This is a genomic window from Mariniflexile sp. (genome assembly GCF_041583155.1).
In the GTDB taxonomy this organism is placed as follows: Bacteria; Bacteroidota; Bacteroidia; order Flavobacteriales; family Flavobacteriaceae; genus Mariniflexile.
The window spans coordinates 41,324-55,620 of sequence record NZ_JBFHGK010000026.1; the positions used below are offsets into that span (position 1 = coordinate 41,324).

The window sequence follows — 14,297 nt, forward strand, 5'->3', positions numbered from 1 at the left end:
AATTTTAGACGAGATTTTAAGATTTTTTTTAAGAAAATCAAACCCAAAGGACTCCCCTATTACGCAATAATTTTTATGCTAAACCGCCCAGTTACGGCAACAAATAGTGTAGAAACCTTGTTAGCACAATGACATAAAATTTCATGAAATGATTTCAGAATTTGGGAGATATTAAATTTGAAATTAAAACCAGAAACCAACGTTAAAGAACCACACACTTTGATTTTCTTCTGGCGAATAACTGTACTTTGCCTGTATAGGGCCAATAAAGGTTTCTATTGCATATCCCAAGGCATAGCCTCTATAATTAGGAAGGGTAAACCACTCGCCTGTTTCAAAAATATCATTTTCAACATTGGCCCAATTGCCTTCTAAAGTGATGTGTTGTTTTTTAAAAATTTCATAGTCGGCACTTAAAAATGCTTTCACATAACTATTCCCCGTAAGGGAAATAAAATCGTAACCTAAAAATGGAACAAAGTTATTTATTAGGTTATTTCCGTAACCACCAAGTGCAAAATCTAATGTTCGTGTTGATTTATCACCTACTTTAAAACCTCCACTTGTTTGCAAATTGAAGGTTAATTTGTCCGACACCCTAAACGCATATCCCATATCAGCCTTAGCCAATGAGAAATTATCAAAAGATTCATTAAACTTTGAGGCATACACATAAGTGTGGAGGCTACCGGTAAAATAAACACCTTTTTTAGGAAAGTATTTATTGTCATAAGTATCTAATTTCAAGCCACCAAAAACACTTAAATAATCGGTACCTTCAAACACGAATTGCTTGGCTTCATTATTGGTAGCTAAAGTTTCCGTTTTTATTTCTAGTCGCTTATGTTCTAAACCTACACTTAATGCAAAATCTTTTCGAAATAAAGTTTGAATATAAAGTTCATTCGTTTGATCTTGCAATTCAACATCAATTTTATTCAATTCTGAACCAGACATTTGAGAATCATCTAACAATAATTTTGCACTAATATCTTTATTAAATTGATGAAATCTGGACCTTAAACCAACACTCCAATAAAAACCATTATCAACAAAATATTCAAAATTATAACGCACATTATCTCCTAAAATAATATCGAGCGATGCGACGTCGTTATCCAATAAAAATCGTTTTTGAGTTATATTTATTAAAGCGGAACTTTTGTATAAATCATCAAAATGCAACCCTAATTTTAAATAGGTATTCACCTTAGTCTCCTTTAAATTAGCGAAAAGGTTATAACCTTCATTTTCAGGGTCGTTTTTTAATGCGAATTCAAAGGAATCAAAATTATTGGTTGCCACTAGGTTGTTTATGCCATTATTAAACTGTTCATAACTAATCTTTTCCTTATTCTTCAGTTTAAGTTTACCCAAAATATAGGCGCGGGTATATTTTTCATTTCCATTTAAATTAATGTTATTAATAGTGATGCTATCTATTGCAACGGTAAAAACATCTATAGGTTTTTTTACATAGTTTTTATCTGCTATTTTTTTTAGATCATTAATTTTTAAAAAAGCGGCTTGCTTTCCGTTTTCTATAATTTTTGAACCATCTTTAAACGATACAACCGAATAATCCCTAATATCTGGTTTTATGTAAATATCTGTTTTTAAAACCTTCTTTTTCATGTCGTTAATGGTTCGAAAATTATTAATCTGAACCAACACCTCTGGTGCCGAAGTTAAATTTTCAATACTTGCCAACCCATCTTGAACATCCACCCCAATTATCACATCCATTCCTTTGGCTCGAAGTTCATCAACCGGGTAATTATTTACAACACCACCATCAATCAACACCTGATTATCAATGGTAACTGGCTGAAACAAGGAAGGTAATGCACCACTTGCAATAATGGATTGAGCTAAATTTCCTTTCTCTAAAATAATTTGCTGACCATTTTCAATATTTGTAGCAATGCAGAAAAAAGGAATTGGCAGCTTACTATAATCGGATATCTCGTTAACATGTAAGGTTAATTTTGAAAACAAACCATACGTATTTTGTCCTCTGGATAAAGCCGAAGGTAATTTAATTCTAAAATCATCAAATGGTAATGTTACCGCATATTTTTCAGAATTTTCTCGCTCATAAAACGCTTTAGCAGCTCGTGGCAAGTCATCGTTTATAAGTCTATCAAAATCTATGACTTTAAAAATAGAATCGAGTTGATTTCCCGAATATCCAGAAGCATAAAGCGCACCAATAATGGCTCCCATACTTGTTCCTGCCACATAATCCACCTTTACACCAAGACTGTCAATTACTTTTAAAACCCCTATATGTGCTAACCCCTTTGCTCCGCCACCACTTAATACTAATCCAATTTTTTTCTCATTAGTTTTTATGGTTTCGTTTTGCGCTTCCGCAGAAAACAAGGCCAGCATAAAAAAGGTTAGTATGAGAATTTTAGTTTTCAAATTTTGCTGTTATTTCTATATTTTTAAGCCAAATAGTAACGAGGGAATTACTTCTAACAATGAGTTACCTATATTTATTCACTTTTTGTGATAATGATTATACACTTTTTCTGCTCTTGAAACACCCACAACAGATTCCAATTCATCTAACTTTGCATTGGCAACACGTTTGGCCGATTTAAAGTGCTTCAATAAATCCACTACGGTTTTTTCGCCAACACCTGGTATCGTCTCTAACTCGGTGTTTAAAGCACTCTTACTTCGTTTATTTCTATGATGCTCAATTCCAAATCGGTGAGCTTCGTTTCGTAATTGCTGAATAACTTTAAGAGTTTCGCTTTTTTTATCTAAATATAAAGGAATTGGATCGTCTGGGTAGAATAATTCTTCCAAACGCTTGGCAATTCCGATGATTGCAATTTTTCCTCGTAAATTAAGAGCATCCAAACTTTTTAATGCTGAAGACAATTGCCCTTTCCCTCCATCAATAATGATGAGATGTGGCAATGACTGTTTTTCGTCTAACATACGTTTGTAACGTCGGTACACAACTTCTTCCATAGACGCAAAGTCATCTGGACCTTCAACTGTTTTTATGTTAAAATGCCTGTAGTCTTTTTTACTTGGCTTTCCATTTTTAAAAACCACACATGCAGCTACGGGGTTGGTACCCTGTATATTTGAATTATCAAAACACTCTATATGCCTAGGTTCCTCATGCAGGCGTAAATCGGCTTTCATTTGAGCCATAATTCGGTTAGCATGTCTATCCGGATCTACAATTTTATCCTGCTTAAAACGCTCCATGCGGTAATATTTAGCGTTTCGTAATGATAAATCTAGGATGTGTTTTTTATCACCTAATTGCGGAACCGTCACTTTTATATCCTCACCTAGTTGAACATTAAAAGGTACGTAAATTTCTTTAGATTTGGAATGAAAACGTTGACGAATTTCAGTTATAGCCAAGGTTAAGAGCTCCTCGTCCGTTTCATCGAGTTTTTTCTTAATTTCCAAGGTATGCGACCGAATGATAGAACCATAAGATAGCTGTAAAAAATTCACATAGCCATAACTTTCATCACTCATAATAGAAAACACATCAACATTACTAATCTTAGGATTTACTATGGTAGATTTAGACTGATAATTTTCAAGAACTTCTATCTTCTCTTTAATTTTTTGAGCTTCTTCAAACCGCATTTCTTCGGCATAGGCTTTCATTTGAAGTTTAAATTGGTGCAAGGAATCTTTAAAATTTCCTTTTAAAATTTCTTTAATGTCCTTAATATTCTCATGGTATTCCTCTTCGGTTTCATAACCTTCACAAGCTCCTTTACAATTTCCCAAATGGTACTCTAAACAAACTTTATATTTACCCGATTCAATATTTTTTTCAGACAAATCATAATTACAATTACGTAATGAATACAAGCCTTTAATTAAATCTAAAAGTGTGTGAACGGTTTTCATGCTGGTATAGGGTCCAAAATATTCCGAACCGTCTTTAAAAACACGTCTGGTAGAAAACACACGAGGAAAACGTTCTTTTTTTACACAAATCCAGGGATAGGATTTGTCATCCTTCAACATCACGTTATACTTAGGTTGGTGCTTCTTTATGAGATTATTTTCCAGTAACAACGCATCCGTTTCTGTTTCAACAACAATATGTTTTATGGAGGCAATTTTTTTTACCAACACACGTGTTTTTCCATTATCATGTGTTTTAGTAAAATACGAACTTACCCGCTTCTTTAGGTTTTTTGCTTTCCCAACGTATAAAATAGTGCCTTCAGCATCATAATACTGGTAAACCCCAGGTTGATTTGGTAGGGTTTGTAATTGTATTTCCAAAGTAGGTTTGTCCATTGTCTCAAAGGTAATTATTTTTAATTTTTTAATAATGAAATAACAACTAGTAAATCTGTTAAACTTTGCGGCTAAATAACTATTCGCTAACTTGCACCACATTTTAAAACAATAAATTGAAAAAAAAAGTAATTGGTCGTGTTGATAAAATAGATTTCCCCAAATTAGGTCTATTCAATATTGATGTAAAAGTCGATACGGGCGCCTACACATCTACCATTCATTATGATGAAATTATTGAAGACAATAACATCTTACGATGTGTTTTTAATAGCGATAAGCATCAAAATTTTGGTAAAACTGAAATTGTTTTTGATGAATTTTCTAGTGCCATTGTAAAAAGTAGTAATGGCCAGAAAGAAAAAAGATATAAAATAAAATCTGAAGTCATTTTTTTTGGAAAGACCTACAAGATTAACCTAACTTTAAGCACCCGCGATGATATGCGTTTTCCTGTTTTAATAGGCAGGCAATTTTTAAAGCGAAAATTTTTGGTTGATGTCGATTTAGAAAATGTTTCTTATAATTCGAAATCCTTATGAACATAGTTATATTATCCCGAAACTCGAATCTATATTCAACCGATAGGCTTGTTGAAGAAGGCGCTAAAAGAGGTCATAAAGTAGAAGTAATTGACCCCTTAAAATGCGACATTATAATAGAAAGAGAAAAACCAACCATATACTACAAAGACCGCTATTTGGATTATGTAGATGCCGTTATTCCTAGAATTGGCGCTTCCATAACTTTTTATGGTTGTGCAGTAGTACGCCAATTTGAGATGATGAATGTCTTTACCATAGCAACCTCCGATGCCATTCAACGTTCTCGAGATAAACTGCGTAGTTTACAGCGCTTAAGCAAAGCAGGAATCGGCATGCCTAAAACTGTTTTCACTAACTATTCTCGCGATGTTGAAGAAGTTATTGAACACGTAGGTGGTGTGCCCGTAATTATAAAACTTTTAGAAGGCACACAGGGCTTAGGTGTTGTTTTAGCCGAAACAAAAAATGCTGCCGAATCCGTTTTAGAAGCTTTTAATGGTTTAGAAGCACGCGTTATTGTTCAAGAATTTATAAAGGAAGCAAAAGGCGCCGATTTGCGCGCTTTAGTTGTTGATGGCCAAGTTATTGGCGCCATGAAACGTCAGGGAAAAGAAGGTGAATTCCGTTCCAACCTACATCGAGGAGGTACTGCCAACATCATAAAGTTAAGTGAAGCTGAATTGCGCTTAGCCACCAACGCTGCCAAAGTACTTAAATTGCCCGTTTGTGGGGTAGATATGCTACAATCTGCAAGAGGTCCACTGCTTTTAGAGGTAAATTCCACTCCTGGCTTGGAAGGTATAGAAGAAGCTACTGGTAAAAATATTGCTAAAAGCATCATCACTTATATAGAACGCAATAAACGGGTTTAAGCATGACATTAGTAAACAACATTTTAACAATTCTTGATACAAAAATTTATCCTGGCGAAAGTAAAGAAATTGATTTTGATGTTGCCAATTTGCATACCTCTTCACCTGTTAATGTGCCCATTATTATTGAACGCGCAAAAAAACCTGGTCCTATTGTTTTGTTTACAGCGGGGATTCATGGGGATGAAGTAAATGGCGTTGAAATTGTACGACAACTAATAGCTAGTGGTATTAATAAACCTAAAATTGGCACTATTATTTGCATTCCTGTAATTAATATTTTTGGTTTTATAAATTTAAAACGGGAATTTCCAGATGGTAGAGACTTAAATCGTGTGTTTCCGGGTACCGTTGATGGTTCTTTAGCCAGCAGAGTTGCTCATAAATTAGTACATGATATCATTCCTTGTGTTGATTGTATAATCGATTTTCATACCGGAGGTTCCGGACGTTTTAATGCACCACAAATTCGTATTTCAAAAGAAAACAGACATCTAAATGATTTAGCAAAAGTATTCGCTATGCCGTTTGTTCTATACTCCAAAAATTTAAATAAATCCTTTAGAAATACTTGCTACAATTTGGGTAAAGCCATGTTACTATTTGAAGGTGGTAAATCCTTCCATATAGATGATAATATTACAAACCATGGCGTTAATGGCTCCAAACGTATTTTAAAACATTTAGGTATGTTAAACTCACAAATTAAAGTTAGCAAACCTAAAAAAGATACGGTTTTTATAAATGAAAGCCGCTGGCAACGAGCTAGTTTTTCGGGTATGTTTAGAGCCACTATTGCTATAAGCAGCCATGTAAAAAAAGGCGATATTTTAGGCTACATTACCGACCCCTACGGAAAGCTAAACCATGCCGTTAAAGCTCCTAATACGGGGTATATTATTAATGTAAACGAATCTCCTATTGTTTATCAAGGCGATGCACTTTTCCACATTTCTACAAAACTTAAAAGATAACACCATGCTTAAAGTAGATTTACGGAAACAATACAAAACCCTTCGTAAAGGATTATCAACTACCCAAATTGAGGATTTAAGTATGGCTATTGCAAACCAGCTTTTAAAACTTCCTATTTGGGATGCTTCTTTTTACCACATTTTTTTAGCTATTGAAGAACAAAAGGAAGTAAACACCGATTATATTTTGAATATCCTTTCTGGAAAGGACAAACATATAGTTATTTCTAAGAGTGATTTCGAAACCGGTTTAATGATGCATTTTCTTTTAACCGATAGTACAAAAATTATAAAAAACAGCTATAATATTCCTGAACCTGTTGATGGTATTGAAATTGAAAATAGTAAAATTGATATTGTTTTTATTCCGCTTTTAGCTTTTGATAAAAAAGGACATCGCGTAGGTTATGGCAAAGGATTTTACGATCGCTTTTTAGCCAATTGCAAACCAGAAACCATTAAAATTGGATTGTCATTTTTTGAAGCCGAAGCAGAAATTACAGATGTTTTTGAAAGTGATATTAAGTTAAATTATTGTGTGACGCCTGAAAGAGTTTATAGCTTTTAAAATTGCTTTTTTGTTTTAGGTTAAAAATTTATTTAATTATCTCCACAAACAATTCAGCAACATTATAACTACGATAACTAAAATATTCCGACCTTGGGAATGCTGAAGATAGGCTTACAATATTTCCTAAATCATCTTCAATTACAAACAAAGGATATCCTTTTGTAGAAAGTGTAGATAACGATTTGTTATTAATATTATATACTACCAGTTCCTTTTTAAAATGATTAGAATTGCCACTTAAGATATCCACATTGTTAGTCCCAAAAATTTTGGTTCCTAATGTATTGAAGTTAAAGGTTGATTTCGGATTTTGATAACTGTCAAAAAGAGAGAAATTAGTTAGTGAATAAATAGTATTTCTTTTTTTATTCAACAAGAGTCTTCTTGCACTATTTACACCAATATCACTATTATATTTTGCTAACAATGGGATTTCTTTAATACCATTATTTGTTATTTGTCCTTCTGAATTAATAGTATAATGAATAGCCCTACCCTCATTGTTATGGCTTAGTAAAAAAGTATTCCCATCTATCTTACTAATTTCATAATTAAAACTACCTTGATGGTCAGGAAAGTGTAGTTTTTCATCAATTTTCACAAATTCACTACCATTTCTTTTATAGGTAATAACATAATCATAATCCGAAACCACCCATATATTATTACTTAAGTAGGCGAAACTATCTACTGATCGGTAACTAGGTTTTAAAGCATATTTATAAGTTAAATTAGTGGCATCATAAACCCATAAATCGCTTCCTTGTGCAAAAATTAGCTCTTTCCCATTTTCTGAAGTAATTAGTTGCATTTCTGTTTCCGTATAACTAGTAGGTAACTTAAAAGATTCAGCTACTATTTTTTTATTTACATAATCATACTTAATCAGTTTCATTTCATTTTTAATAGCCCTTCCATAAAAGAAAAACGAATGACTTTGTGCATCAAAACTTAAAAATTTTATATAATTAAAGTCTAGTACATCATCTCTAGTAAAACCAGTTTTAACCATATTTTTATTCATATCTATGGGGCTACTATTCCCAAATGTATTATGAACATAAATGGCGTAAACGGGATTATTTACATAAGGCGGGTTCGTATCTGTAAAGCTTGTAACATTAATATCGTCAATAATTTTCACGGTTTCAAAATTATAACCTGTGCCCCCGAAATCATCTTGCACCCTTATTTCATAATGTGAAAAATGATAACCTGTATATTTCTCCCACGTTAATGTCACTGAATTTGCTGTGTAACTAGAATTTACAATAGCTACATTTTTGGGAATGATAGACTCTGTATTTACATACCACGCATTACTTTCACCTAACAAACCTTTATTGGTATAAATTTTCAAGAAGTAACAAAAAGGACCTGTACCTGAAGGATTTTCATCTACAAAACTGTTTGAACTAACATTTTCAATGGTTTTAATCAATTTTGCGGAGTTCACAGAACACTCTGCATCACTTCTATATATTTCATATTTTAAAAATGTGTTATAACCAGTATATTGATTCCATTTAAACTCTATTTGACTAGAAAACATGGGTTCTTCAACCCTAACAAACGAAGGTGTATAAATATCAATTTCATTAGGAGGGAGGTATCTTAAAGCTGTAAATGTATAAGATTCCACAACATTATCTCCATCAAAATCAAAAGTTGCGGTAAACACAAACTTGTTTTCATTCAAACTATTAATGGTTAATATTTCAGAGCCTGTATTTTCAAAATTGGATAATGTAATAATACCATTATTTAATTCCCACTTCAATTTATTTTGAGTTGGAGTACATGTTGCCGATTCTTGAAATAAAAATTCAGTATATTCTTGATTTGTGCTGTATATAAAAAAATCACGCCCACATTGTTCTAAATTTACGGGTACGTTTACAGACTCTCCCTGGTGTTCAACCTGATAAATAGACCACACTCCGAATAAATGCTCTTTTTTGGCATCTGTCATTACACCTCTATTAGGACCTTCTTCCTCGGTACTGCAAGAGGTTATTACAACAAAAATAATGCTTGAAAATAATGCAAAAAATTTATTCGTTATCTTCATAAAAACATCATTTTTTAGTTAAATTTTAATCTACCTTTTTGGAAATGCTTTCTTATTGAATACAATAAGCATTATAAAACCAGTACTTATAGCCATATCCGCGATATTAAAAACAGGTTCAAAAAAATTGAAACGCTTTCCACCACTTATGGGGAACCATTCGGGTAAATCGACTTCAAACAATGGAAAATACAACATATCTACAACCCTACCATGTAATAAAGAATCGTAACCACCTCCTTCAGGTAAAAACGTGGCCACTTGATTAAAGCTATCTTCAAACAATACGCCATAGAAAACAGAATCTATAATATTTCCCAATGCACCGGCAAAAATTAAAGCCACTGCCAATATTAAAATTCTGGAAGCTTTATTTTTAGTAGCATCATACAGCCAATATCCAATACCAAAAATAGCAACCACTCGGAATAAGGTTAGCACCACTTTAGCAGTTCTATCGGAAATGAAGGATACAAAATCGCTGATTTTCGTACCCCAAGCCATACCATCATTTTCAATAAAATAGATTTGAAACCAACTAAATACTTCTATATTTTCCTGAAGCATAAAATGGGTTTTGATGTAAACTTTACTAATTTGATCAAGAAGTAAAATAATAACAATTAGAACTATGGATTTTTTTAAAGACATGTATTTATTTTAAGACCTTTTGATTGCTCTCAAGGAATAACGTGTTAAAACAAAAAAACGTCTCAAAAAATGAGACGTTTCAAATATATTATTTATATACCTATTATTGCATATTTTTTGCTTCAATACTTAAGGTTGCATGAGGTACTAATTTTAATCGCTCTTTTGCAATTAATTTTCCTGTAACTCTACATACTCCGTAAGTTTTATTTTCTATTCTAATTAATGCATTTTTTAAATCGCGAATAAATTTCTCTTGACGAATAGCAAGTGCAGAATTAGATTCTTTACTCATTACTTCACTACCTTCATCAAAGGCTTTAAAAGTTGGAGATGTATCGTCTGTACCATTATTGTGGTCGTTCATATACGCACTTTTAATTAGCTCCAAATCGTGTTGTGCTTTTACAATTTTATCCTTTATTAATTCCTTAAACTCTGCTAAGTCTTTGTCCGAATATCTGATGTTTAAATCTAAGCTCATAATCTTAATGTTTTTGAATGTACAATTTGGTATTTACATCATCAAATGCAATTTCTATACCATTTTCTAAGTTATCAATAATCTCTAGGTCATCTGTTAATGTTTCAGCTTTAATATACGAAATATTTGCGGTTATTGCGGTATTAATCTGTACATCATTTTGTAATTTAACACTTATTCTGTCGGTTACCTCAAATCCTGAATCTTTACGTAAATTCTGAATCCGATTTACTAGTTCTCTGGCTACACCTTCCATTCGTAAATCTTCTGAAATAGTCACATCTAAAGCAACGGTTAAATTTCCTTCATTTGCAACCAACCAACCCTCAATATCTTGTGACGTAATTTCTACATCATCAAGTGCTAAAGTTATATTTTTTCCATTAACTTCAATATCTAAAACACCGTTTTGTTGTATTTTGTTAATATCTTCTGCAGAAAAGTTAGTAACTACGCCAGCGATAGCCTTCATATCCTTGCCAAAACGAGGTCCTAATGTTTTAAAATTAGGTTTTATTTGCTTTACTAAGATTTCTGAAGCCTCTTCTAACAGTTCAATTTCTTTTACATTTACTTCGTGTTTTATCAAGTCTGAAACCGCTAGAATTTCTTCTTTTTGTTGCTTGCTAGTCACCGGAATCATGATTTTTTGAAGTGGTTGACGCACTTTTATCTTCTCCTTCGCTCGTAACGATAATACTAAAGACGAAATGGTTTGAGCCGCTTCCATTTTACGCTCTAAACTCTTATCTACAAACGAGTCATCATATTTCGGGAATTCAGCTAAATGCACACTTTCAAAAGTTTCTTTATTGGTAGCGGCATTCAAATCTAAATACAAGCGGTCCATAAAAAATGGTGCTATTGGCGCGCCCAACTTCGCTATGGTTACCATACAGGTATAAAGTGTTTGGTATGCAGAAATTTTATCTTGCCCATAATCGCCTTTCCAGAAACGTCTTCTACATAAACGTACATACCAATTACTTAGGTAATCTTGGGTGAAATCTGAGATTGCGCGTGCTGCTTTTGTTGGTTCATACTCAGCATAAAATGCATCAACTTTTTTAATTAATGTATTTAATTCTGATAGGATCCATCTATCAATTTCAGGACGTTTATTTATAGCAATTTCAGTTTCACTATAGTTAAAACTATCAAGGTTTGCATACAGTTGAAAGAACGAATAAGTATTATAAAGCGTTCCAAAGAATTTACGTTTTACTTCTTCAACACCTTCCAAATCGAATTTTAAATTATCCCAAGGATTTGCATTCGAAATCATATACCAACGTGTAGCATCGGCTCCGTAAGTTGATAAGGTTTCAAACGGGTCAATTGCATTCCCCAAACGTTTAGACATTTTTTGTCCATTCTTATCTAACACTAATCCGTTGGACACCACGTTTTTGTAGGCAACCGAATCAAAAACCATCGTTCCAATAGCATGAAGCGTATAGAACCAACCACGGGTTTGATCAACACCTTCTGCAATAAAATCGGCTGGATAAGATGTTCCTTTATCAATAAGGTCTTTGTTTTCAAATGGGTAATGCCATTGCGCATATGGCATAGATCCAGAATCGAACCAAACATCAATTAAATCGCTTTCGCGGAACATTTTCTGCCCTGTTGGAGATACTAAAACAACCTCATCAACAATATTTTTATGTAAGTCAATTTTAGCATAATTTTCCTCTGAATTGTTGCCAACTTCAAAATCTGCAAATATATCTTTTGAAAGGACACCGGCCGAAACTGCTTTTTGCATTTCAGTTTTAAGTTCTTCAACAGAACCAATGCAAATTTCTTCTTTACCGTCATCGGTTCTCCAAATAGGTAGTGGAATTCCCCAGTAACGTGAACGTGATAAATTCCAATCGTTGGCATTTGCTAACCAATTACCAAAACGACCTGTTCCTGTTGCTTTTGGTTTCCAATTGATGGTTTCATTCAATTCGAACATGCGCTCCTTAACATCGGTTACCTTAATAAACCAAGAATCTAATGGGTAATATAGAATTGGTTTATCGGTTCTCCAACAATTTGGGTAACTGTGCTTATATTTTTCAACCTTAAAGGCTTTATTTTCTTCTTTTAATCTGATAGCGATTTCAACATCTACCGAACGATCGGGTGCTTCACCTTCATTATAATACTCGTTCTTCACATATTTACCAGCATACTCCCCCATTTCTGGACGGAATTTCCCTTGTAAATCTACTAAAGGAACAAGATTCCCGTTTTCATCTTTCACTAACATTGGTGGCACCTCTGGTGTTGCTTGTTTTGCAACCAAGGCATCATCAGCTCCAAAAGTTGGTGCGGTATGCACGATACCTGTACCATCTTCAGTAGTAACGAAATCTCCTGCAATAACTCTAAATGCATTTTCCGGATTGTTGTATGGCAAGGCATATGGCAATAATTGCTCGTATGTTATCCCAACTAAATCTTTACCTAAAAACTCCTTTACAACGTAAAACGGGATTTTTTTATCCTGAGGTTTATAATTTAATAATTCTGGTTTAGTTTCAACTAATTGGAATTTTCCTGAGAATTGATAATTAACTAATTTTTTAGCTAAAATCACATTCATAGGTTGGAATGTATATTGGTTATAGGTTTCAACCAGCACGTATTCTATTTTAGGACCAACAGTTAATGCAGTATTACTTGGCAAGGTCCAGGGAGTAGTTGTCCAAGCTAAAAAATGAATATCCCCTTCATTTTGTAAAAAATCTGGTAATGATTCTGGTTTTGCTTTAAACTGAGCAACCACGGTTGTATCGGTAACATCCTGATAAGTTCCTGGTTGGTTTAGTTCGTGCGAGCTTAAGCCTGTTCCTGCTTTTGGGGAATACGGTTGAATGGTATAGCCTTTATACAGCAAATTCTTGTTATAAATTTGTTTTAACAACCACCATACGGACTCCATGTATTTTGGTTCGTAAGTGATGTATGGGTCGTCCATATCTACCCAATACCCCATTTTTTGGGTTAGATCGTTCCAAACATCTGTATAACGCATCACCGCTTTTCGGCATGCTGCATTATAATCTTCTACCGAAATGGTTTTACCAATATCTTCTTTGGTAATACCTAATTCTTTTTCAACACCCAATTCAATTGGCAAACCGTGAGTATCCCAACCCGCTTTTCGCTTAACCTGAAAACCTTTCATGGTTTTGTAACGCGGAAAAATATCTTTGATGGCACGTGCTAAAACGTGGTGCACACCAGGTAATCCGTTTGCAGAAGGCGGCCCTTCAAAAAACACAAACGATTCGTTGTTTTCTCTGGTAGAAACACTTTTTTCAAATATGTTATTTTCCTGCCAATAGTTTAGAATTTCTTCAGCTACTTTTGGCAAGTCAAGACCTTTGTATTCAGGGAATTTCATCTCTTTTATTTATTTTAATAAAATGAGTATTAACAAACTTTAGCAATCAATAATTTGAGAAACACAATCATCAAGAAACCAAAGTTTTAACACACATTATGTCAAATTTCATTTCGAGGTGCGAAATTAAGGATTTATCCTTAAATGGCTTATTTTTATTGAAAAAAAAGCCAAAACAATTGTTTTGGCTTTTTTTAGCCATTTACAAGCAATATATAACTAATTTATAATTATCTTTTTGGTAAGCACTTGTCCTGTTTGTGTTTTAAACCAAACAACATAAGCTCCGGTGGCCACACTGTTTATTCTTAAACCACTGGTTAAGGTCTGTTCTGAAATATTATTAAATTCTTGCACTATTTGTCCGCGCATATCCACTATAGATATTTTATCTATATCCGTATTCAACTTTTTACCAAACAGCATC

Annotated in this window: 11 protein-coding genes; 4 read left to right on the forward strand and 7 right to left on the reverse strand. The window is 33.4% G+C overall.

From position 1 onward, the window contains the following. Nucleotides 1-183: 183 nt before the first annotated feature. Together ABYI63_RS10765 and uvrC are read right to left on the reverse strand one after the other, a co-directional pair. Nucleotides 184-2,427, reverse strand: a complete 2,244-nt coding sequence (locus ABYI63_RS10765) for a patatin-like phospholipase family protein (RefSeq protein ID WP_372756347.1) — start codon at nucleotides 2,425-2,427, stop codon at nucleotides 184-186. A gap of 78 nt (nucleotides 2,428-2,505) precedes the next feature. Further along, entirely contained in the window at nucleotides 2,506-4,299 is a 1,794-nt protein-coding gene (gene uvrC, locus ABYI63_RS10770; protein ID WP_372756349.1) for an excinuclease ABC subunit UvrC, read from the reverse strand. Between the two features lie 116 nt (nucleotides 4,300-4,415). Here uvrC and ABYI63_RS10775 point away from each other — a divergent pair, with 116 nt between their 5' ends. From ABYI63_RS10775 to ABYI63_RS10790, 4 genes are read left to right on the forward strand one after another with little or no spacing between them, the layout of a single operon-like run. Then, entirely contained in the window at nucleotides 4,416-4,841 is a 426-nt protein-coding gene (locus ABYI63_RS10775; RefSeq protein ID WP_372756351.1) for an ATP-dependent zinc protease, read from the forward strand. Beyond that, entirely contained in the window at nucleotides 4,838-5,716 is an 879-nt protein-coding gene (gene rimK, locus ABYI63_RS10780; protein ID WP_372756353.1) for a 30S ribosomal protein S6--L-glutamate ligase, read from the forward strand. Before ABYI63_RS10775 ends, rimK begins: the two co-directional genes overlap by 4 nt. A 2-nt stretch (nucleotides 5,717-5,718) precedes the next feature. Then, a complete protein-coding gene (locus ABYI63_RS10785) occupies nucleotides 5,719-6,690 on the forward strand; it encodes a succinylglutamate desuccinylase/aspartoacylase family protein (RefSeq protein ID WP_372756355.1) in 972 nt (323 codons plus the stop codon). Between the two features lie 4 nt (nucleotides 6,691-6,694). Then, nucleotides 6,695-7,258, forward strand: a complete 564-nt coding sequence (locus tag ABYI63_RS10790; protein WP_372756357.1) for a 5-formyltetrahydrofolate cyclo-ligase — start codon at nucleotides 6,695-6,697, stop codon at nucleotides 7,256-7,258. A gap of 28 nt (nucleotides 7,259-7,286) precedes the next feature. On the opposite strand, the gene ABYI63_RS10795 is transcribed toward ABYI63_RS10790, so the two are convergent. The 5 genes from ABYI63_RS10795 to ABYI63_RS10815 all read right to left on the reverse strand — a co-directional run. Then, nucleotides 7,287-9,332, reverse strand: coding sequence for a hypothetical protein (locus tag ABYI63_RS10795; protein ID WP_372756359.1), 2,046 nt, complete (start codon nucleotides 9,330-9,332; stop codon nucleotides 7,287-7,289). 30 nt (nucleotides 9,333-9,362) lie between these two features. Further along, entirely contained in the window at nucleotides 9,363-9,983 is a 621-nt protein-coding gene (locus tag ABYI63_RS10800; RefSeq protein ID WP_372756361.1) for a lipoprotein signal peptidase, read from the reverse strand. A 103-nt stretch (nucleotides 9,984-10,086) separates the two neighbouring features. After that, nucleotides 10,087-10,467 (reverse strand): TraR/DksA family transcriptional regulator, encoded by a 381-nt coding sequence (locus tag ABYI63_RS10805; protein WP_372756362.1) that lies wholly within the window; start codon nucleotides 10,465-10,467, stop codon nucleotides 10,087-10,089. 4 nt (nucleotides 10,468-10,471) lie between these two features. Beyond that, entirely contained in the window at nucleotides 10,472-13,870 is a 3,399-nt protein-coding gene (gene ileS / locus ABYI63_RS10810; protein ID WP_372756363.1) for an isoleucine--tRNA ligase, read from the reverse strand. A 219-nt stretch (nucleotides 13,871-14,089) separates the two neighbouring features. After that, nucleotides 14,090-14,297 (reverse strand): T9SS type A sorting domain-containing protein (locus ABYI63_RS10815; RefSeq protein ID WP_372756364.1); only part of this gene is annotated, 208 nt, incomplete at its 5' end.

What these genes read in the sequence shown, in the direction of transcription:
- uvrC (WP_372756349.1), bottom strand. Translation starts at nt 4,299, where the DNA reads ATGGACAAACCTACTTTGGAAATACAATTACAAACCCTACCAAATCAA.
- rimK (WP_372756353.1), top strand. Translation starts at nt 4,838, where the DNA reads ATGAACATAGTTATATTATCCCGAAACTCGAATCTATATTCAACCGAT.
- ABYI63_RS10785 (WP_372756355.1), top strand. Translation starts at nt 5,719, where the DNA reads ATGACATTAGTAAACAACATTTTAACAATTCTTGATACAAAAATTTAT.
- ABYI63_RS10790 (WP_372756357.1), top strand. Translation starts at nt 6,695, where the DNA reads ATGCTTAAAGTAGATTTACGGAAACAATACAAAACCCTTCGTAAAGGA.
- ABYI63_RS10795 (WP_372756359.1), bottom strand. Translation starts at nt 9,332, where the DNA reads ATGAAGATAACGAATAAATTTTTTGCATTATTTTCAAGCATTATTTTT.
- ABYI63_RS10800 (WP_372756361.1), bottom strand. Translation starts at nt 9,983, where the DNA reads ATGTCTTTAAAAAAATCCATAGTTCTAATTGTTATTATTTTACTTCTT.
- ABYI63_RS10805 (WP_372756362.1), bottom strand. Translation starts at nt 10,467, where the DNA reads ATGAGCTTAGATTTAAACATCAGATATTCGGACAAAGACTTAGCAGAG.
- ileS (WP_372756363.1), bottom strand. Translation starts at nt 13,870, where the DNA reads ATGAAATTCCCTGAATACAAAGGTCTTGACTTGCCAAAAGTAGCTGAA.